19 protein-coding genes and 1 riboswitch are annotated in these 19,925 nt (G+C 68.8%); of the genes, 7 read left to right on the forward strand and 12 right to left on the reverse strand.

Annotated features, from left to right (window positions below):
• Positions 1-118: 118 nt before the first annotated feature.
• From AC6I9V_RS09825 to AC6I9V_RS09835, 3 genes are all read left to right on the forward strand, one after another.
• Complete coding sequence (locus AC6I9V_RS09825; RefSeq protein WP_497899272.1) at positions 119-619, forward strand: sigma-70 family RNA polymerase sigma factor; 501 nt, start codon at positions 119-121, stop codon at positions 617-619.
• A complete protein-coding gene (locus tag AC6I9V_RS09830) occupies positions 616-1,296 on the forward strand; it encodes an anti-sigma factor family protein (protein ID WP_497899273.1) in 681 nt (226 codons plus the stop codon). The genes AC6I9V_RS09825 and AC6I9V_RS09830 overlap by 4 nt, the downstream gene beginning before the upstream one ends.
• A 138-nt stretch (positions 1,297-1,434) precedes the next feature.
• A complete protein-coding gene (locus AC6I9V_RS09835) occupies positions 1,435-3,204 on the forward strand; it encodes a hypothetical protein (RefSeq protein ID WP_497899274.1) in 1,770 nt (589 codons plus the stop codon).
• A 14-nt stretch (positions 3,205-3,218) separates the two neighbouring features.
• Here AC6I9V_RS09835 and AC6I9V_RS09840 read toward each other — a convergent pair whose 3' ends face one another.
• The 4 genes from AC6I9V_RS09840 to AC6I9V_RS09855 form a co-directional block, all read right to left on the reverse strand.
• Complete coding sequence (locus AC6I9V_RS09840; protein ID WP_497900296.1) at positions 3,219-4,037, reverse strand: DUF1206 domain-containing protein; 819 nt, start codon at positions 4,035-4,037, stop codon at positions 3,219-3,221.
• A 148-nt stretch (positions 4,038-4,185) separates the two neighbouring features.
• Positions 4,186-5,109, reverse strand: a complete 924-nt coding sequence (trmB, locus tag AC6I9V_RS09845; RefSeq protein WP_497899275.1) for a tRNA (guanosine(46)-N7)-methyltransferase TrmB — start codon at positions 5,107-5,109, stop codon at positions 4,186-4,188.
• Positions 5,110-5,179: 70 nt separating this feature from the next.
• Positions 5,180-6,469 carry an MFS transporter gene (locus AC6I9V_RS09850; protein ID WP_497899276.1) on the reverse strand — a complete coding sequence of 430 codons (1,290 nt, stop codon included), beginning with the start codon at positions 6,467-6,469 and terminating at the stop codon, positions 5,180-5,182.
• Between the two features lie 22 nt (positions 6,470-6,491).
• Positions 6,492-7,742, reverse strand: coding sequence for a M20 metallopeptidase family protein (locus tag AC6I9V_RS09855; RefSeq protein ID WP_497899277.1), 1,251 nt, complete (start codon positions 7,740-7,742; stop codon positions 6,492-6,494).
• Between the two features lie 152 nt (positions 7,743-7,894).
• Between AC6I9V_RS09855 and AC6I9V_RS09860 the strand changes: the two genes are divergently transcribed.
• From AC6I9V_RS09860 to AC6I9V_RS09870, 3 genes are all read left to right on the forward strand, one after another.
• Positions 7,895-8,926, forward strand: coding sequence for an Lrp/AsnC family transcriptional regulator (locus AC6I9V_RS09860; protein ID WP_497899278.1), 1,032 nt, complete (start codon positions 7,895-7,897; stop codon positions 8,924-8,926).
• 46 nt (positions 8,927-8,972) lie between these two features.
• Positions 8,973-10,439, forward strand: coding sequence for an MFS transporter (locus AC6I9V_RS09865; protein ID WP_497899279.1), 1,467 nt, complete (start codon positions 8,973-8,975; stop codon positions 10,437-10,439).
• Positions 10,440-10,824: 385 nt separating this feature from the next.
• A complete protein-coding gene (locus AC6I9V_RS09870; RefSeq protein ID WP_497899280.1) occupies positions 10,825-12,726 on the forward strand; it encodes a DEAD/DEAH box helicase in 1,902 nt (633 codons plus the stop codon).
• A 97-nt stretch (positions 12,727-12,823) separates the two neighbouring features.
• Here AC6I9V_RS09870 and AC6I9V_RS09875 read toward each other — a convergent pair whose 3' ends face one another.
• The 5 genes from AC6I9V_RS09875 to AC6I9V_RS09895 form a co-directional block, all read right to left on the reverse strand.
• On the reverse strand, positions 12,824-13,474 hold the full coding sequence (locus AC6I9V_RS09875) for an MBL fold metallo-hydrolase (protein ID WP_497899281.1): 651 nt from the start codon (positions 13,472-13,474) through the stop codon (positions 12,824-12,826).
• 21 nt (positions 13,475-13,495) lie between these two features.
• Positions 13,496-14,506, reverse strand: coding sequence for an aldo/keto reductase (locus AC6I9V_RS09880; RefSeq protein WP_497899282.1), 1,011 nt, complete (start codon positions 14,504-14,506; stop codon positions 13,496-13,498).
• A gap of 156 nt (positions 14,507-14,662) precedes the next feature.
• Complete coding sequence (locus AC6I9V_RS09885) at positions 14,663-15,031, reverse strand: DMT family transporter (protein ID WP_497900297.1); 369 nt, start codon at positions 15,029-15,031, stop codon at positions 14,663-14,665.
• Between the two features lie 25 nt (positions 15,032-15,056).
• The gene (locus AC6I9V_RS09890) at positions 15,057-15,380 is read right to left on the reverse strand and encodes a DMT family transporter (protein WP_497899283.1); all 324 of its coding nucleotides are present in this window, start codon (positions 15,378-15,380) and stop codon (positions 15,057-15,059) included.
• 9 nt (positions 15,381-15,389) lie between these two features.
• Positions 15,390-15,454, reverse strand: a riboswitch (guanidine-III (ykkC-III) riboswitch).
• Between the two features lie 82 nt (positions 15,455-15,536).
• A complete protein-coding gene (locus AC6I9V_RS09895) occupies positions 15,537-16,139 on the reverse strand; it encodes a HutD/Ves family protein (RefSeq protein WP_497899284.1) in 603 nt (200 codons plus the stop codon).
• A 109-nt stretch (positions 16,140-16,248) separates the two neighbouring features.
• Between AC6I9V_RS09895 and AC6I9V_RS09900 the strand changes: the two genes are divergently transcribed.
• Entirely contained in the window at positions 16,249-16,848 is a 600-nt protein-coding gene (locus AC6I9V_RS09900; RefSeq protein ID WP_497899285.1) for a phosphoribosylanthranilate isomerase, read from the forward strand.
• A gap of 55 nt (positions 16,849-16,903) precedes the next feature.
• Here AC6I9V_RS09900 and AC6I9V_RS09905 read toward each other — a convergent pair whose 3' ends face one another.
• From AC6I9V_RS09905 to AC6I9V_RS09915, 3 genes are all read right to left on the reverse strand, one after another.
• Entirely contained in the window at positions 16,904-17,638 is a 735-nt protein-coding gene (locus tag AC6I9V_RS09905; RefSeq protein ID WP_497899286.1) for a hypothetical protein, read from the reverse strand.
• Between the two features lie 120 nt (positions 17,639-17,758).
• Entirely contained in the window at positions 17,759-18,136 is a 378-nt protein-coding gene (locus AC6I9V_RS09910; protein ID WP_349413427.1) for a hypothetical protein, read from the reverse strand.
• The gene (locus AC6I9V_RS09915) at positions 18,126-19,910 is read right to left on the reverse strand and encodes a hypothetical protein (RefSeq protein ID WP_497899287.1); all 1,785 of its coding nucleotides are present in this window, start codon (positions 19,908-19,910) and stop codon (positions 18,126-18,128) included. The genes AC6I9V_RS09910 and AC6I9V_RS09915 overlap by 11 nt, the downstream gene beginning before the upstream one ends.
• Positions 19,911-19,925 lie beyond the last annotated feature (15 nt).

The raw sequence follows: 19,925 nt of genomic DNA on the forward strand, positions 1-19,925 counted from the left end.
CGGTCCGGCTAGTTGGTACGACGGCGGAGGGTGAAGAATGGTTCACGGACGCCCGGTGAACTTTTTCGCCGGCGTGGACGTCCTAGGGGGCAGCAGGAATAAGCCCGGGAGGTGCCGCGTGCCGCTGGATGAAGAGGTGGTTGCCGCGATCTACCGCGACCACGGCGCGGCCCTGCGGCGGTTCGTCCTGGGCGCCTGCCACGACCCGCAAATGACGGAGGACGTTGTGCAGGAAACGGTGCTGCGCATCTGGCGGCAGGCGCCGCAGATCACCGGCAGCCTGCGCAGCTACCTGTTCCGGACCGCGCGCAACATCCTGATCGATAACTACCGCAGGTCCCAGCACCGGCCGCGTGAAGCGCAGGAGCGGGACGTGCCCGACTCGGCCGGCGCCGCCGACCGGGTGGATGAACTGCTCAACCGGGTCCTGATGGAGGAAGCCCTGCTGCGCCTCAGCGCCGAGCACCGGGAGGTGTTGGTCGCGCTCCATTACCGCCGCTTCACCGTCCAGGAGGCCTCCGAGCATTTGAATATTCCCGCCGGCACAGTGAAATCGCGGGCCTTCTACGCGGTCCGGGCGCTGCGGACCATCCTTGACGAAATGGGGGTGCAGCGGTGAACGGACCCGGACCCCACCAGCTGCTTGGCGCGTACCTGCTCGGCGGCCTGCCGCCGGACGAGGCGGCAGACTTCGAACGGCATCTGGCCGAATGCCGGGATTGCCGCGCCGAACTCGATGAACTCGCCAGCCTCCCGGCGCTGCTGGACGCGGTCCCGGTGCCCGACGCCGTAGCGCTCGGGGCCGCTGCTGCCGACGCCTCGCCAGGGGCGGCGCCGCCGGTCCCCGCTCCGGCGCTGCCGCGGCGGCTGCTCGACGAATTGTCCTCCCGCCGTCGGAAAATTCGACGCCGGTGGACCACGGCGCTCGCTGCCGCGGCGGCGGCGTGCCTGGCGCTCGGCATCCTGGCCGCGCCGCTGGTCAACCCGCCGCCCAAACCGGACGCCAGCTACTCCGTCCAGGCCGGGGACGGGCTGCAGTTCACGGTGTCCCTGGTCAAAAAGAGCTGGGGCACCGAGCTCGCTGTCGAGGGCCGGAGCCTGCCGGTGGACGGAACCTTGTCGCTGTGGGTGAGGGCCGGCGACGGCGGCGAAGACCGTGCCTGCGCCTGGACGGCAACACCGAGCGGGAACGTGCGCGTCACCGGAGCCACGCCGCTGCAACTCGCCAACATCACCAGGATTGAGATGCGGAACGGCCAGCAGACCATGGCCGTCATCGCCGTGCCGCGCGGGTAGGGCGGACGGGGTGCGGGAACCGGCGGCGGGCCGGCGCGCATTTAGTGTCAGACCCCCTTGCTTCTCTGAAGGTGGGGGAGCCGTCGCTTCCCCACCACCTGCGGCAGGCACGTCCGCACCGGCGATTGGGGATTCGTTATGGAACAGGCATTTGTGGTTGTTGACTCCGGCAGGGACCTGGCGCACCGCCTGATGGCGGCCGGGCGGACCAAACCGGCAGCGGTCATTTCCTGGCATCCCGGGCAGCGGGATAACCGTATCGACGTGGACTATATCGCCCGGGAGGTCGGAGACCTTGCCGAAGTCTTTTTGCTGGAAAACGGTCCGGAAAGCTATGCCTTCGGCGACTGCCTTCCGGCCGGCGCCGAGGTGTTCGGCAATGCGGCGCGGGTTTATGCGGAGGATCTCCGCTGGATGAAGGACGTGCACCGAAGCCGGCTGCGGATGGCACGGGACCGCAGCGCAGCCGACCGTGCGGCCGAGGACATCATCGACGATGTGCTGAGCCTTGTCACCGTCGCTCCGGCGAAGGCCGCGCCGGTCCGGACCGCGCCGCGGCGCGTCCAGGGGACCGTGAAGGCCTTCGCCAGCGCGGGATCCCGGGCCATCATCGAACTCGGCGACGGCAGTTGCTGCACAATCCAGCGCGAGCACGTCGTCCCGCCGGTCCGCCTCGACTGGATGCTGGACATCGGCCAGTCCGTCGAGGGCGATCTCAACGAAGAGGACAAGACGCTCGATATCAACGGCCTTAAGATCTCGCCGCGCCTTGCAGCGCTGTACCGGCCCGGTGACCTCGTTTTGGCCCTGGCCGAGCAGGTGTGCGCCAACAGTGCGAAGCTGACCCTCTACCCGGGGTCCAGTTGGTCCGTGGAACAGGCGCGCATCTCTTCCAACCCCCTCGACGCCGTGGACAGCCTGGTGACCGAGGGCGAGGTGGTGGTGGCACGTTTCCTGCACGAAAACGGTGCAGTGGTGCTGTCCCTGCTCGATGTTGACGAGGATGCCGACGTCGCGCCGGCCCCCGCCCTCCTCACCGGCGGCACCCCGTGGCTACGGGCCGGACGGCACCTCACCGAGCAGCCGGCGTCGGGCCGGACGTTTCCCGCCGAGGACGCCGGGGCCGCCGGAACACGTGCAGCTGCCGCGGATCAGGACAGCTCCACTATTACAGCGTTGGCTCCTAAGCCGTCGGCTGCCCTGATGGCCACCCAGCTCCAACTGGAAGCCGAGCGGCGGAAAGTCGCCGCCCTGCAGGAACTTGTTGCCGCTGCCAGCCAGGCCGGAGCCGAACTCGTCAGCCTTCAGCGGGCGCAGGATGACTTGCGGCTCGAACTCCAGGCGGAGCAGCAGATTGCCGAGGGAGCCCGGGTGGCGATGGAAGCCTCGGCGGCGCGGCTTGCCGGGGTTCAGGCCGAACTACTGGACCTCAAGGCCTACAAACGCCGGACGCAGGCCGCCCTCAAGCGCTCCCTGGTCACCGGCTCCGACGGCCTGTTCGCAACCGATGACGAACGCCTGCGGCACGATGTGTACCTCGCCTGGGTACGGAACGTTCCGGCGAGCGACAAGACGCGGCAGGCGCTGCCCTTGGAATGGAAGGCCGGCCCGGAATTTGCGGCGTCCCTGTATCGCTTCACCGACCCCGGAGTGGTGGCGAAAGCGCTGAAGGCCACGGTGGAAGTCCTGATTGGCGCGGCGGACCGGAATCCCGCGCGTGAAGTCCACGCCCTGCGCGCCGCCTCGGGAGGAGACACCGCCCAGCTCGTGCGCGCGGACGGTGCCCGCTGCTTCCGCGCCGCGGTCGAGCAGAAGGTGGCGGCCGCCCGCCGGCTGCACTACTGGAAACTGCCAAACGGCACGGTTGAGCTCTCCCGGGTGGTGGTCCACGACGACTTCAAGCCGTAGCCGCGGACAGGCTCCTACATCCGGGCGAGCCGGGCCCGGACGGCCATAAAAACGCCATAGCAAATCAAGCCGGCGCCGACGGCGGCCAACATGTACATGCCCAGCGGCTGATCGCGTAAGGCTTTCAGTCCGCCGTCGAGCCCGGTTGACTGCGACGGGTCCGCCTTCACCGTGGCTATGACGACCAGCAGCCCCGTCAGCAGCAACGCAACACCCTTGGCTGCGTAACCTGCTACTCCAGTGACGGACACCGCAGTCCGGGCGTGCTCATTGGAGGGCATGCGCAGATACTTGATGAACGACTTCCTGAAGCCCCGGATGGCGTAGACAACGCCGGTCACGGCCACCGCGGCACCGATGACGATCAGCAACAGGACGCCGCCCGGGGCCTGCATGAGCTGCAGGGTCAGGTCGCTGGTGGACCGCCGGTGGTCTGCTTGGGCGCCGATAGCGACGGAAGCCAGCGTGAGCGCGAACCCGGCGTAGACCACAGCCTGCAGGGCGGCCTTGAGTTTCTTGCCGACCTTCTTTTTCGTTGGCAGGTGGGAGAAGTCGAAAATGGCATCACTGGTCTGCCAGATTGCCAGCGCGACGCAGGCGGAGAAGGCGCTCCACAGCAGGATGGGACCCGCCGGTTGCTTGGAGAGCGATTCAACGGCGCCGCTCACATCAGCCTGCCCCTGGCCGCCCATGGCGAGCCGGATCGCGACCAGCCCGATCAGGAAGTGCAGGATGCCCGAGACGGCAAACCCGGCCCGTGCCGCGTATTCGAGCGGCTTCGAATTGGTGACGTCCTCGGCGACTTCCGCGGCGTCCTGGAGTTCTTTTTTAATGGTCGGTCCCTTGCGTCATTGAGTTCTACCGCTGCGGTGTTGCCGCCGCCAGCCATGATTGTCCCGTAATCGTGCCACGGGAACCGGCTGCGTGATAGCAGCTACGCGGCACTAATGCCGGACACGGGCGGGCGTGCGGCCGGTGGCGTCAGCGGCGCCGGTAGCAGAGATCGAAGATCAGCCGGCCCGCCTCGTGGGCCTTGTTTTCGAAGCTGGTCAGGATGCGGCCCTCGAACCTGGGCGCCCAGCCGCCGACGTCGTCGACTCCCTCGTTGGGGCCGGTGTGCTCGGTGCTGACCGGGGCGCGGCCTTCCCTGACCGGGGCGCCCCCCACGACCGACTCCACGCCGGATTCCCAGACCTGCGTGAGCGGACTGTCGTCGCCGCTGCGCTCGCCGTCGTGCAGGTTCTCGAAGTCGGCCGAGCCCGCCAGGACCTCACGCACGTGCACGGCGTAGTTGGACCAGTCGGTCGCGATCCGCCAGATACCGCCGGGTTTGAGCGCCCGGGCCGCGAGGTCCGCGAAAGCAGGCTGGATGAGGCGGCGCTTGTGGTGCCGGGACTTGTGCCACGGGTCCGGGAAGAAGACCCAGAGCTCGGCGACCGACTCCTCCGGGAGCATGCTGGCCAGCACCTCGGGGGCGTTGGCCTCCACCACCCGGACATTGGTCAGCCCGCGGCTGTTGATCTTGATGAGGGTGTTGGCCAGACCAGGGGTATAGACCTCCACGGCCAGGAAGTCCTTGTCCGGGTTCTCCTCGGCCGCGTGGCACACAGCGTCGCCGAGACCTGAGCCGATCTCCACAATCAGGGGGGCCTTCCGGCCAAATTCGGCTTCGGCGTCGAAGACATAGTCCGGATGCACCGAGGTGTTGGCGACGTGCCTCGGCACGTCTACCGCCCACCGGTCCGAGTGCTCTTCCCACGCGGCCTGGCGCCGGCCCTGGAGGCGGGTGCCGCGGCGCACGAAACTGACCGGCCGGCCGCCGTAGGTGCCAAAGGAGGCTTGGCTGCCGGGCGTGACCGGGCGGGGATCCTGCGACGGCTGGGGGAATTCTGGAGACTCACTCATCACCTCCAGAATAGTGGAGTTCCGGCACCCGGCGGGGCGGGCAGGAGTGCCCGCCCCGCCGGGTGATGGACTAGACCGTGAGGTCCTTGCCCTTCGTCTCCGGTATGGTGAAGACGAACGCCGCGGAGACGGCCAGGAGCAGGACCGCGTACACGTTGAACAGCTGCGGCAGCTGCAGGCTCGAGCCCAGCCATTGCTGCAGGTAGGGTGCGGTGCCGCCGAACAGGGCCACGCAGATCGAATACGGGACTCCGACGCCAACGGTGCGGATGCTGGTCGGGAAGAGCTCGGCGTAGACGGCCGGGACGATCGCAGCGCTCGCGGCGATGAAGATCAGCATCACGGACATGCTGACGGCCAGCTGCCAGGCGGAGTCTTTGAGCAGGGCGGTCATCGGGAAGTGCATAATGCCTGCACCGATGGCCCCGGACCACAGCACCTTCTTGCGGCCGATACGGTCGGAGAGCTTGCCCCAGAAGGGCAGCGCGGCGATGAAGACGATGTTGCCGATCACGCCAGCCCACAGGGCCTCGCCGCGGTCGATCTTCAGCGCGGTGGTGGCGTAGCTGGGGGCCACAACACCCCAGATGTAATAGATAACCGTCAGGCCGACCGTCAGGCCGATCACCTGCAGCGCCTGCTTGCGGTGGCGGACAATTTGCGGCCAGATCGGGGCGCGCTTTTCCTCCGCGGCTTCGCCCGCGAAGACATCCGTTTCGTGCAGCCGGGACCGCATGATCAGGGCGTACAGGCCCATCGCCGCGCCGACCAGGAACGGGATGCGCCAGCCCCATGCGTTCATCACTTCGGTGCTCAGGGCCATGTTCAGCACGGCACCCAGCAGGGTACCGAACAAGATGCCCACCGTGCCGGAGGTATAGATCAGGGTGGCCCAAAAGCCGCGGTGTTCGCGCGGCGCCATCTCGGAGAGGTACGTCTGCGACGACGGCAGCTCGCCGCCGTGCGCCAGGCCCTGGACCAGGCGTGCCACCAGCAGCATGAGCGAGGCCCAGGCTCCGACCGCCGCGAAGGTCGGCGCGATGCCGATCATCAGGCTCCCCACGGACGCGAGGCCCACGGCAAGGGTCATGGACGCCTTGCGGCCGATCCGGTCACCGATCCAGCCGAACAGGAAACCGCCGAACGGACGGGCCACGAACCCGACGGCGAAAATCGCCAGGGTCGATAGCACCGCCGACGCCGGATCGGCCTTGCTGAAAAGCTGGCTGGCGATGAACGGCGTAAACGTGGCGTAAATGGCCCAGTCGTACCATTCGACGGCGTTGCCGATGCCGGTGCCGATGATGGTCTTTCGGGTGGAGGTCCGGGTTGCCGTTGGCATGGACGCGGTTGCAGTCATGGGTCTTCTCCCTTGGGGTGGGCTAGGAAAGTGCGGGGGCGGCGGCGTGGGCCGGGGCGGAGGCTGCCGCGAGTGCGGCCAGCCGGGACATGGCGAGTTCTGCGTAGAGCGCGGCACCGTCGGCCAGCACGCCGTCGTCGAACGTGGCGTACGGGGAGTGGTTGTACGCGGTGGTGGTGTGGTCGGCGTCGCGGGGGACGGCGCTCAGCCCGATGAACGTGCCGGGGACCTCGGCGAGGACCCTGGAGAAGTCCTCGGAACCGCTCAGCGGGGTGGCCCAGCGGGCGAGCCGGGAATCGCCGAACAGGCCCTCGATGACGTGCTCCGCGGTGCGGGTCTCATCCTCGTCCGTGATGGTGAGCGGGTACTCCTGCTGGTAGTCGACGTCGACGTCGAGCCCGTGCGCCGCCGCGATGCCCTTCAGCAGGCGCGGCACGGCCTCCATCATCTTCTGCCGGGATTCCTCGGAGAAGGTCCGGATGGTGGCCTCGATGCGGGCGGTTTCCGGGATGATGTTGCGCTTTGTGCCGGCCTGGAGCACGCCCACCGACAGGACCACGGGGTCGAACATGTTGAACTGGCGGGTGACCATGACCTGCAGGGCGGTGACCATTTCGGCCGCCGCGGTGACCGGATCCTTGGCCGAGTGCGGGGCCGAGCCGTGGCCGCCGGAGCCGAGCACGGTCACGGTCAGGCCGTCGGAGGAACTGAGCATAACGCCCGGTTTGGTGCAGAACGTGCCGTGCGGTTCCAGGGCGGAGAAGACGTGCATGCCGTATGCGGCGTCCACGCGCCGGCCGGGGGCGTCCAAGACGCCTTCGCGGATCATGTAGCTGGCGCCGTCGAAGCCTTCCTCGCCGGGCTGGAACATCAGGACAACGTCGCCGGAGAGCCGGTGCCGGCGTTCGGCCAGCAGGGTGGCGGCCCCGGTGAGCATGGCGGTGTGCAGATCGTGGCCGCAGGCGTGCATGGCGCCGTCGATCCGGGAGGTGTAGTCCACGCCGGTCTTTTCCTGCACCGGCAGGCCGTCCATGTCCGCCCGCAGGAGCACGGCCGGGCGGGTGCCGGCGCCGGGGGCCTGCCCGCGCAGCACCGCCGTGACCGACGTCGTGTCCCGGCCCAGTGTGATCTCATAGCCGAGTCCGTCGAGGGCCTGGAGCACCTTCTCCTGGGTGCGGGGAAGCGTCAGGCCGATTTCCGGCTCCCGGTGCAGTTCATGGCGGAAGCGGGCAAGATCCGCCTGCATTTCGCGGGCGTCTGCGGTGATCGGCACGTGGTCTCCTCTGTGGTGCGGTCTGTGGTGGGTGTGGTCTCGCGTGGACTTGCGTCTATTCTGGAGTGACCTGACTCACAGAGTCGGAAACGCCTGAAAATATGCAAGATATGCGATGCATTGCAGGTTTCGTGCAGCGTCGAAGGGAAATCATGGAAATCAGCGAGGAAGATCTTGCCCTGATCAATGTCCTGCAGATCGCCCCGCGCATGAGCTGGGCGGACGCGGCGGAGGTGCTCGGCGTTCACGCCACAACTCTCGCCGCCCGCTGGGAACGGCTGCGGGCGGCCGGCGTCTCCTGGGTCACCGCGCACCTGATTGGCGACCCCCACCAGATGTGCCTGGCGTTCGTCGCCGTGGACTGCGAAATGAACCGGCGCGAGGAAGTGACCGCGGAACTCGCCGGAATGCCGGAGATCGTGACGGTGGAAGAGGCGGCCAGCAACCGGGACCTAATGCTGACCGTGATCACCCCCTCCCTGGACGACTTCAGCTCGAGGGTGGTCTCGAGGTTGAAGGAGATTGACGGACTGCTCAAGTACCAGACGGCGCTGTGCACCCGGCTGCACTCAAGCGGCGGCTCCTGGCGGCTCAACGTGCTGAGCCGCGCCCAGCAGGCCGCCGTGCGCGCCATGGCGGGCGCGGAGACAACCGGGGCAGTTCATTCCACCGCCAGAGACCAGCTTCCGGCCAGTCACCTGGCTCTGCTTCCCTTCCTGGCCAAGGACGGCCGGGCCACGGCGGCGGACATCGCCCGTGCGCTGGGCCGGCACCCTGCCACGGTCCAGCGGCAGCTTAACCGTGTGCTCGCCAGCGGGATCCTGTCTTTCCGCTGTGAGGTCGCCCAGAAGCTTTCCGCCTTTCCCGTGACCTGCCAGTGGTTCGTGAACGTTCCGGCCGGCCGGCACGAGGCTGCGGCTGCCGAGCTGAAGACGATGCGGAATGTGCGGCTCAGCGCCTCCACCACGGGGCCCACCAACTTTGTGATCATCATGTGGCTGCAGTCCCTGGCGGACGTGATGAGCATCGAGCTGGTGCTGCAGCAGAAGGTGCCCGGCATGGTGCTGGTGGAAAGCGTGATCATGCTCAGCACCGTGAAACGCGTGGGCTGGATGCTAAACCCTGACTCCCGGGCGAGCGGCGCCGTCGTGGTGCCGGCGCAGGGGCTCGACGCCGCCGGTTAGCCGGACCGCCGGGGCCGGTGGATGACCCTCTTGTAGGCTGTGGCACGTGTCCCGAACTGACCCGCCCGCACCCCGCGCTGACGCCCCGGAGGCTGCCGGCATTTTCCACCGCCGCTACCTGCTGGTGACCCTCGGCGCCTTGGCCCTTGTGTTCCTGGCCGCCTTCGAATCGCTGGCGGTGACCACCATCATGCCGCTGGTCAGCCGGGAGCTCGACGGTGCCAGCCTCTACGCGCTGGCCTTCGCCGGGCCGCTGGCCACCGGCGTGATCGGGATGGTGGCGGCCGGCAACTGGTCGGACCGGCGCGGGCCGGCGGGCCCGCTGTACGCCTCCGTGGCACTGTTCGGTCTGGGCCTGCTGATCGCCGGATCGGCGGGGGCCATGCCGGCCCTCGTTGCCGGGCGGCTGGTGCAGGGACTGGGCGGCGGTGCGATGACAGTGGCTCTTTACGTTGTGCTCGCCCGGGTCTATCCGCCAGTGCTGCACCCTAAGATCTTCGCCGCGTTCTCCGCAGCCTGGGTGATCCCTTCCCTGGTGGGCCCCTTCGCGGCAGGTCTGGTGGCGCAGCTGGCCAGCTGGCATTGGGTGTTCCTCGGCGTCGTGGGACTGGTGGTGCCGGCCCTGTTGATGATCGTGCCGGCCCTGCACGGACTGCGCGGCGGTCCCGAAAACGCGAGGGGAACCGCCAAGGAAACTGCGCCGGGGGAGGAGCCCGCGGCCGGTGCGAGCCGATCCCCGGGCTACGGCGGGCTGGCCTGGGCCGCGCTCGCGGCGCTCGCCGTGCTGGGCCTGAATCTCTCCGACCGGCTTCCGACGGCGGGCGGCATGGCCGCCGGCGCCGCGGTAGCAGCCGTCGCCGTCGCCCTGATCGCGGTCCGCCCGCTCGTGCCGCGCGGAACCTTGACCGCCCGACGTGGCCTCCCCAGCGTCATCCTGACCCGCGGGCTGGCTTCGGCTGCGTTTTTTGGCGCCGAAGTCTACCTGCCGTACCTCCTGGTGGAACGCTATGTTTCCTCGCCCACCTTCGCCGGACTGACCCTTACCGGGGGCGCCGTCGCGTGGGCTGCCGGTTCCGCGGTCCAGGGCCGGCTCGGGGCGCGCCTTGATCACCGCCGCGCGGTTCGGACCGGCGCAGCCCTGGTGCTGGGCGCCATCGTCCTGGTGCTGGTGACCACGATGCTGCACTGGCCGGCCGCCGTCGTGATGATCGCCTGGGTGTTCGCCGGCGGCGGCATGGGGTTGATGTATGCGCGGCTGAGTGTGATGACCCTGGCGTTGTCCGACGAGCACAACGAGGGTTTCAACAGCTCGGCGATGTCCATTTCCGATTCTCTCGGCGGCGCCCTGGCGCTCGCCGGCACCGGGCTCGTCTTTGCGGCGTTCGCGCCAATGACGCCGGCGGCGGGCGCCGGAGCCGCCTCCTTTGTGGGGGTGTTCGCGCTCACCGCCGCGATGGGCGTCGGGAGTGTGGCGGTGGCAGCGCGGGTGTCCCGCCCCGGCCTACCCAACTGACTGGCAGATCAGGCCGTTCTGAGCCCCGAAAAGGGCCTGATCTGCCAGTCAGTTGGGAAGGGCTGGAAACGGGAGGAGGCGCGCAGGTGATAGACTGGGGGAACTTGATGTGCAGTGATGCCCACTTTTGGTTCGGTTGACCGGCTTCGGTCTATCAGTCGGATCCCTGCCGGATTCCCTCGGGAATCCGCCCCAGGAAGTGGGACTTTTTCATGTGAGAGGCACATCCTGCGTCGATGAACGCGTTCTATTTGGTCCCGGCCGCCCGCATTTATGCTGCGGATAGCCCGGTTGATCACCTGACTTTTCTTCGGCGAACCCCTGGTCCAACCGGAGCCGGGGGCCGATATCCGCATGGATACCGCCTGAAAGACCTTTGAAACACATGACTACTTTTGCTGCCCTCGGCACGCCCAAGGCCCTCGCCGACACCCTCACCGCCCAGGGGATCGTTGAACCGTTCCCCATCCAGGTCAAGACCCTCCCGGACACCTTGGCCGGACGTGACGTCCTGGGCCGTGGCCGCACCGGCTCCGGCAAGACCATTGCGTTCGCCATCCCGCTGGTAGCCCGGCTCGCTGAGCGCGAGGCCGCCCACTTCCGCAAGCCCGGCCGCCCCATGGGCCTGGTCCTGGCCCCCACCCGCGAGCTGGCCACCCAGATCAACGCCACCATCGAGCCGCTGGCCAAGGCCGCCGGCCTCACCACCACTGTGATCTACGGCGGCATCTCCCAGGCCCGCCAGGAAAAGGCGCTGCGCGCCGGCGTTGACATTGTCATCGCCTGCCCCGGCCGCCTGGAGGACCTGATCCGCCAGCGGATCCTGACCCTCGAGGCCGTCGAGATCACCGTCCTGGACGAGGCAGACCACATGGCTGACCTCGGCTTCCTCCCGGTGGTCAAGAAGCTGATGGACATGACTCCCACCCAGGGCCAGCGCCTGCTGTTCTCAGCCACCCTGGACAACGGTGTGGACAAGATCGTCCAGCGCTACCTGTCCAACCCGCTGACCCACTCCGTGGACGACCCGCAGGCCGCGGTGACCACCATGGAGCACCACGTCCTGGTGGTCAACGACCAGACCGTCAAGAAGCAGCTGATCGTCGAGCTCGCCTCCGGCGCCGGCCGCCGGGTGCTCTTTATGCGCACCAAGCACCACGCCCGGAAGCTGGCCAAGACCCTGACCGACGCCGGCATCCCCGCCGTCGACCTGCACGGCAACCTCTCGCAGAACGCCCGTGACCGCAACCTCGCCGAGTTCTCCTCCGGCGACGTTCGCGTCCTGGTGGCCACCGACGTCGCGGCCCGCGGCGTCCACGTCGACGACGTCGAGCTGGTCATCCACGTGGATCCGCCCACGGAGCACAAGGCGTACCTGCACCGCTCGGGCCGCACCGCCCGCGCCGGTTCCGACGGCACCGTGGTCACGCTGACCCTGCCGGAGCAGCAGTCCGACGTCAAGAAGCTGATGAAGGCCGCCGGCGTCGAGGTCAACTTCGAGCGCGTTACCGCCAACTCCCCGCTGGTCGCGGAGCTCGTGGGCGAAATGGCCGAAAGGATCGATCCGCGCACCCGCGCCGCGCTGCTGGCCACCAAGGCCAAGCAGCAGGGCGGCGGCACCTCCACCGGTGCCAACGCCGAGCGCAAGCGCGCCCGCCGCCAGGCTGCACCCACCGCGGGTGGCCGGGGCGGACGAGGTGGCCGGGGCCGGGTCGCCGCTGAGGCACCGCGCACGGACCTTCCCCGCGCCGAGCGGCGCGCCGTGGCCTACGAAGGCCAGGCCGCTGCCCGCAACGCCGCCGAGCGCGTCGCGGAAAAGAACCAGGACCGGGCCGACGCCGAGCGCGCCGAACGCCGTAACGCACGGGGCCGTGGCCGCACCACTGCCTACGCGCACCACAACGATGTGCCCGCAGCCGGCGGCCGCGCTTCGGCCGGCCGTGGTTCGGACGGACGCGCTGCCGAGGTCCGTAGCGACTCCCGCGGCGGTTCCGCTCCCCGGGGCGGCGCACCCCGCACGGGTGGAGCTCCCCGCACCGGTGGCGCACCGCGCACCGGCGGCGCAGCCGGCGGGCAGCGCGGCGGACGCCCCGCAACCGGCCAGCGCGCAGCTGCCGGCGCCAAGTCCGGCGGTTCAGCACCCGTTTGGTCCTCCAACACCGGCGGAACCTCCGGCGGGTCCTACGCAGGCGGCGGCAACGGCCGCTCCGGCGAAGGCCGTCCGGCCCGCAGCGGCGGCCCCCGCCGCGCGTCGGCTCCGGCGTCGAACGAACGCCGCAGCCGCTAAGGTTTCGGTTTTCCGCTACACAAATGGACGGACGCTACGGGGATTCCCGCAGCGTCCGTCCGAAAGCGTAGCGCCGGTCTGAAAGCGCAGCGTCAAGCTACCAGCCGCGGGCGCGCCACTCTTCCAGATGCGGGCGTTCCGCGCCGAGGGTGGTGGGCTTGCCGTGGCCCGGGTGCACCACGGTGTCGTCCGGGTACACGTCAAAAAGCCGCTCGCTGACATCGCTGAGCAGCTGGGCAAACCTCACGGGATCCTTTTGCGTGTTGCCCACGCCTCCAGGGAACAGCGAGTCGCCGGAGAAGATGTGCGCCGGGCCCTCCGGGTCCTGGTACACGAAGGCCACCGAGCCCGGGGTGTGGCCGCGCAGGTGAACCGCCGTCACGTCGAAACCGTCGAAGTTGCCGACGTCGCCGTGATCGAGCAAGACATCAACCTTCACCGGTAGCTCGGCGGCGTCATCCGTCCCCGCGGCTGTCTTTGCGCCGGTCGCTTCAACGAGGCCGGGGAGCGCGCGGACGTGGTCCCAGTGCTGGTGCGTGGTGGCGATCAGCGCCAGTTTCGGCGTCGCGCCGGTATCCGCTGCGGCGTCGGCGAGGAGCCCTTGGATCGCGGCCAGGTCATCCGCCGCATCGATCAGCAGCTGTGCGCCGGAGGCCTTGGCCGTGAGCAGGTACACGTTGTTGTCCATCTCGCCGACCGAAATCCGGCGGATGGTGATGTTACGAAGCTTGTGTATGAGCGAGTCCATGGGCTGCAGTCTACAGATTCGCTATTCACGGCCCTGGGACACCCAAGTGGGGTCCGCGGAGCGGGAGCCGACGACGGTGTCCGCGGCGGCGTCGAGCTTCTCCAGTTGCGCCGGGGTCAGCACGAGGGCCAGGGCGCCCAGGTTCTCATCGATCCGGTCCGCTTTGCGCGTGCCGGGGATCGGGACCACGGGCAACCCGAGCTTCCGGCCCTGCGCAAGCAGCCAGGCCAGCGCCACCTGGGCCGGTGTCACTGTCTTTCCGGGGCCGCTCAGCTCGGCGGCGACGGACCGGACCGCGGCCACCACGGCCTGGTTGGCGTCCAGGGCGTCGTCGGCGAAGCGCGGGATGTTGCGGCGGAAGTCGTTGCTGCCCAGCTTCGAGGCGTCCACGGTGCCGGTGAGGAATCCCCGGCCCAGCGGCGAATACGGCACAAAACCCACGCCGAGTTCGGCCGCGGCAGGCACGATGTTGCGTTCCACGTCGCGGCTCCAGATGGACCACTCGCTCTGGACTGCGGTGATCGGGTGGACGCTGCTGGCCTCCCGCAGCTCCTCGGCCGTCACCTCGGACAGACCCAGGTGCCGCACCTTGCCGGCCTGCACCAGCCCCGCCATGGCCTCCACGGTTTCCACAATCGGAACGCGGAGGTCACGGCGGTGCATGTAGTACAGGTCGATCGTGTCGGTGCCGAGGCGCTTCAGGCTGCGGTCCACGGCCTGCCGCACGTAGGCGGCGTCGCCCCGGATGTCCGAATAGCCGGTGGCCGGCGTCCCCACCAGGCCGAACTTGGTGGCCAGCTGGACCTCGCCGCGGCGATCTTTGAGGAGTTGGGCGATCAACTCCTCGTTGCTGCCGCCGCCGTAAATGTCCGCGGTGTCGATAAAGCTGACGCCCGCGTCCACCGCATGGTGCAGGGTGGCCAGCGCCTCGGCCGGATCCACCTCCCCGTACACCGGAGTCACGGCCATGCCGCCGAACCCCAAGGGACTGACGCTGAGGCCGTCGCCGAGCCGGACTGTTGCTGAAGTCATCTTTGGTCTCCTGTCGCTGCGTCAATAGTGCCGTCCCTGCCAAGAACCCCGGCGGGCGCGTGGCTATTCCGGGCTCCGGCGCCACGTTCTCCCCACTTTTCACCGCTGCAAGGCCCCGACGACGGCGCGTTGCGGGGGACACGCCGTCGTACTGCCTTAAGGGTGGGGAGATTCCGCGGATTTCCCGGCCGGCAGCAGCTTCAGGCCGGCCGCGCAGCCGACGATTCCGGCGATAAACAGCAGTTTCAGCGGGCTGGCGGGCTCGACGCCGGTCGCCATGGCCCAGCCGACCGTCAGGGCCGCGCCGATCCCCACCCAGGCGTAGGCCGTGCCCAGCGGGATGCGCTTCACGGCCACGCCCAGCCCCACCATGCTGAGCGTGGCGGTCACGGCGAAGACCAGGGTGGGCAGCGCCCGGGTGAAGCCGTCGGAGAGGCCCAAGGCTGTGGCCCAGACCGCCTCCAGCACGGCGGAAACGAGCAGGATGAGCAGGCCAGAGTCGCTGCCGGGGCTGTGGCGGCCGATGTTGGCGTACGCGGCGCTGCCATGGTTATGCCACCAGCTTCAGGCCGGCAACGCACGCGACGATCCCGCCGAGCAGCAGGATCCGCGCCGTCGTCGCGGGTTCCACGCGGGTGGCCATGGCGTAGGCGGAGGTCAGCACCACACCGACGCCCACCCAGACGGCGTAGGCCGTTCCGGTGGGGATGGACTGCATGGCGACGGCGAGGCCGCCGGTGCTGGCCAGGACGGAAACGAGGAAGACGGCGGCCGGCGCAATCCGGCGGCGGCCCGTGGCCTGCGCCGTTCGGTGCAGGGCAGCGGCCCAGACCGCTTCCAGCGAGCCGGAAAGAATGAGAATTAACCACGACATGACTGCTCCTGTGGCCAGTCTTGTCGCGTGCCGGGTACTGATCCGTCGTCCGGAGGCCCAGGAAAGGGCCTTGATTCCAGCGTAGCAACGCCCGGGCGGAGGGGCGAACCGCCGGCGAACTCCCGGCAGGTCCGGTGTGCCAGCAACCGGTCTGGGCTAGTCCGTCACGGGATCGATCGACACAACAGCCAGGAACCCGCGGCCCAGGATCTCGGGGGAGGCGCTGTCCGAACCCACGACGGCGTCATAGCGGTCCAGCGGCTCGGGCCCGGCTTCGGATGCGCCCCCGTCCGCGGTGCCTGGCGTGACGGCGGCCTGGCCCTGGAGCAGGATGCCCAGCTGGCCCTCGAACACGGGGTGCGCTCGTTTCTTCGAGAGCTCGATGATGGAGGTGTAGCCCTTGAACGCCCCGCGTCGTGTGATCACGTTCAAATCGCGGACGTCACCCGTCGGCAGGGCCCCGGCGGCGGCCGCGTCGCCGGAGAACCGGAACGGCCGGTATTGCTCCAGCGGGTGCTCGGCGCCGTCGACGCTCAGCAGCAACAGTTCGCCCTCGACCACGGTCAGGACGCGGTCCATCCCGGGGAACGCGGAGAACTCGCCGGCCCTGGTCATCTCCGCGATGCTCACCCGCCAATCCCAGCTGCTGTCCCCGGCGCCCTGAGCGGCAGGCTGCGGGAAGCGGGCCACCTCGCGGGTCACACCGCCCCCGTTGCGCCAGGGACGGGGCTTGAGCGCGGCGTAGCGGATGATCTCCATGGATCCAGCCTAGCCGTCAGCCCCGCGGGTGCCGGGCAGCGTAACAACTGCGGTGCCGGGGGCGGGCTTGCTAACGTCAAAGGACCAAAAGGTTACGAAGGGATCCGCGATGTTCGTCAAAGTGTGCGGCCTCAGCACCGCCGAATCGGTGCGGGCCGCGGTCGACGCCGGGGCGGATGCCGTCGGCTTCGTGCTGACCCCCAGCCCCCGCCAGGTCAGTCCGGACCGTGCCCGGGAGCTCCTCTCCGGGGTGCCGGCCGGGCTGCCCGCCGTGGGCGTCTTCCGGCACGAGGAGGCGGCCGACGCAGTCGCGGTGGCCCGGGAGGCCGGCCTGGAATGGGTGCAGTTGCACGGCGAACGCGCCCCGGGGGATGTCCGGACCGTGCACGCGGCTGCCCTGAAGGTCATCCGGGCCATCACCATGGCCGACGCGCCCGAAGCGTTTGCCGACTGGGGAGAGGACCTGCTGCTCATCGACGCCGCCGTGCCCGGCTCCGGCGAGGCCTGGGACTACGCCTCCGTCCGCCGGCTGGGGCTGGCGGGCCGGAAGTGGCTGCTGGCCGGCGGCCTGGACCCGGCAAACGTGGCCGCGGCCGCCGCGGCGGCGGGCGCGTGGGGAGTGGACGTCTCCTCCGGCGTCGAACAGTCCCGCGGCGTCAAGGACCTTGCCAAAATCATGGCCTTCGTGGAGGCGGCCAAGGCTGCCTGACCGGCACGCGGCGGCGGCCGGGAACGGATTCCCGGCCGCCGCGTGCGCCGTGCAACTAGGAGCGCTTGATGACTACGTCATCGATGTAGCAATCGCCCATCTGGCGGTTGTGTTCGGCCCCCAGTTGGACCTTGCTCAGCGCGCTGCCGGCCATGCTGACCGCGCTGCTGGAGTACTTCAGCACTCCGTCGAACCAGACCTGGATGGTCGACTTCGTGCTGTTGCTGGTGACCCGCATCTGGACCCGGTGCCAGGCGCTGAGGCTGATGCTTCCGGCGATCAGCTTGGTGTAGACGAACGTCCCGTTCGGGGCGGTCACCCGAAGCCACAGCTGGCCGTTGCTGTTGTAGCGGTAAACGTCGGCCACCCGGGTGCTGCCGGAGAAGACGCGGAAATAGGGCACGTCGTTGCCGGCTACTCCGGCCTGGGTGATGTTGAACCAGCCGTCCGCGTAGACGGTTTTGGTTCCGGCGGCCAGGGTCGGTGTGGAGAGGTTTGCCAACGAACCGGCGTCCGTGGTGACGTGGAGTTTGGCCGAGCACGTCCCTGTCTTGGCCAACGGGCTCGTGACGGCCGCCGTGCCGGTACCGGACACCGTCGGAATGAACGGTGCGAGGCTGCCCGACTCAAAGTTCGTGGCGACGGCGACGGTGCCGGGGAAGCTGTTCGAGGGCACGGGGGTGCCGGTCCTGCAGGTAGCCGCCGAGCTCGCCTGCGCCGTACCGAAGAGCATGCCCGTGACGAGCAGGCCGGTAGTGGCAATCGTGCCGAGTGCTTTTAGTTTTCTCATTGATCTACTCTCAGGATTTCGTGCGAGCGGTTACTTCAACTGATCCAACGGGTGCGAACCGCCGGCGCTGGTTTTTGGCAGCTCATTCGACTGCCCGATCAGCGTCACGCCAAGAAAGGGTCATCGCGCCTCCGCCGGGGCGGGCCTGGTTCGCCGGTAGTCCACGGCCAGCAGGCCGAGGGTGACAAGGGCTAGGAGGCAGACCCCGGCCGGAGGGGCCCAGAGCCGCGCGTAGATCATGGCCGTGGCCACGAGCGTGGAGAGGGTGAGACTGACGGCGACGGCGAGCGCAGTTGCCAGCGGGATCGCGCCGGCGGCCACCGTGGAGCTGGCCGGTCCGAACCGGATGAGGAGGACCAGCGCCGTGCCCGGCCCGGCCAGCAGGAACAGGCCGACGACGGCGAGCCGGAGTGACTCTGGCCCCACGAAAGAGAGCGGTATGGCCGCTACCGCCACGGCTGCCGTTGCGTAGCCCACGTGCGTGCGTTCAATTGCCATTTTTTGCTCCTTCGATGTGGAAGATGACCCCGCCGGCGTTTTCGCTGACCTTTTGCCAGCCCGGGCTGGTGCCGCAGGTGTCGATAAAGCGCTGAAGATCCCCGGCCGGCGTCGTGCCGCGCAGTTCCGCGGCGTGCTGCTGGGATACCGTGACGATCAGGTACGCTCCGGCTCGCCTGGCGATCTGGTTTGCCGTGTCGCAGCTCAGCGGTGCGGCGTCGGGCCGGGGTTCGACGGCGGCCAGGGCACGGTAGTCATAGCTGGCATAGTCCTGGTATTTCCAGGGGGTGTTGCGGATCGCCTCGATCAGCACGGAGCCGGCAGGTGCCGTCGCGTAGAGCCGGTCCACGAGCGCGATTTCGGCCCGTGAGAAGGTCTCCATGCTGTCATTGCCGTACCGCGTGACGAGTGTGGTTGTGGCCAGCGCCGCGCCGAGCACGAGCAGTACCACACCGCGCACCAGACCGGGTCCGGCCGGCCGGTCCCACATCAGCGGGAGCACCACCAGGCACGCCGCGAACGGCAGGCTGAACAGGAAAAGCCGGAGCAACAGTTCGCCGCCGTAGGGCTGGACCGAAACCAGCAGGAGCGGAGCGAGGGCGCCAACCGCGGCGGCCAGCCACGGTGTGGCCCTCCGGTGGCCCATAACGGCGCCGATGATCGCCAGGATCCAGATCACCCCGACCTCCGCGATCCGGGTGTAGACCACGGCGAGGTGCGGACCGCTGCCGGAGATCCTGTCGTTCAGTGCCCCGAGCGTGTTCGCGCCAATGTCGCCGAAGGAGCCGAAGAGCTGGTCCTGGTGGCCCTGGAAATAGGCAGAGGCGACAAAAACGAGCCAAAACACCGGCAGGACCAAGGCCAGCAGCGGCAGGAACCGCGAGCGCAGCCGCCCGATCAGCATAAACGCCACGAGGACCGGGACAGCGGCGAACGGGGTGAGCTGGTGCGAAGCCGTCATGGCGAGCAGGATCAGTGCGCAGATCCCCATGAGGATCGCTGAGTCCCGCTGGGAGGGCTGGATCAGGCCCCGCCGCTGCGGCACCGATTTGTCCAGTTTGTCCACGGTCCGGGCGAGCGCCATGGTGAAGCGGTTCCCGCCGGTGGGCCAGGCCCAGCCGCTGAAGGTGCTCAGGAGGCAGGCGAAGAGTGTGACGAGCAGGATAAACGCGTAGGCCTGGGGCGCCAGGTAGTCCTGTCCGACCCAGCTGGTCAGGTAGAAGATCCAGACGCCGGCCCAGGCCTGCCGCCGGTTTGCCGTGAGCCGCGTGGCCAGGGCCAGCAGCGGGGCGAGCAGCAGAAGGTTGATGCCGACCGGTGCCCAGGTGGCGATGGTCATCAGGTCCTTCGCGCCGGTTGCGCCGGAGAGCATGCCCAGCAGGTCAAAGAAGCCCGGCCAGTTGAAATAGGCGTCCAGGTTCGGGTTCAGCTGCCCGGACTGGGTGATGCTGTCGGCAATGCCGAGGTGCCGGTAGCTCGCCTCAAGCCGGGGCAGACCGTGGATGATCGGATCGGCTCCATGCAGGATCAGCACCGTGACCAGTACCTGGCCGGCAAGCAGCGCCGGGACATACTGCCGAAGGTTCAAGGAGGCGACAAAGCCGGTCAGGCTGAGGGCCAGGGCCACGAAGTACACCGGGGGAAGCAGGGCGATGAGCCCGGCCCCGCCGGTCTGGGCCGGGTCGACCTCCCGCAGGCCCCAGATGCCCAGGACCAGGGCCAGGGCCGCGATCCCCGCCAGCGCGCCGATCTGCCAGAGCGGGCTTGACTCCACCCGGTGCTCGGCGGA

This window comes from Arthrobacter sp. SlRoot2-15 (assembly GCF_059739345.1).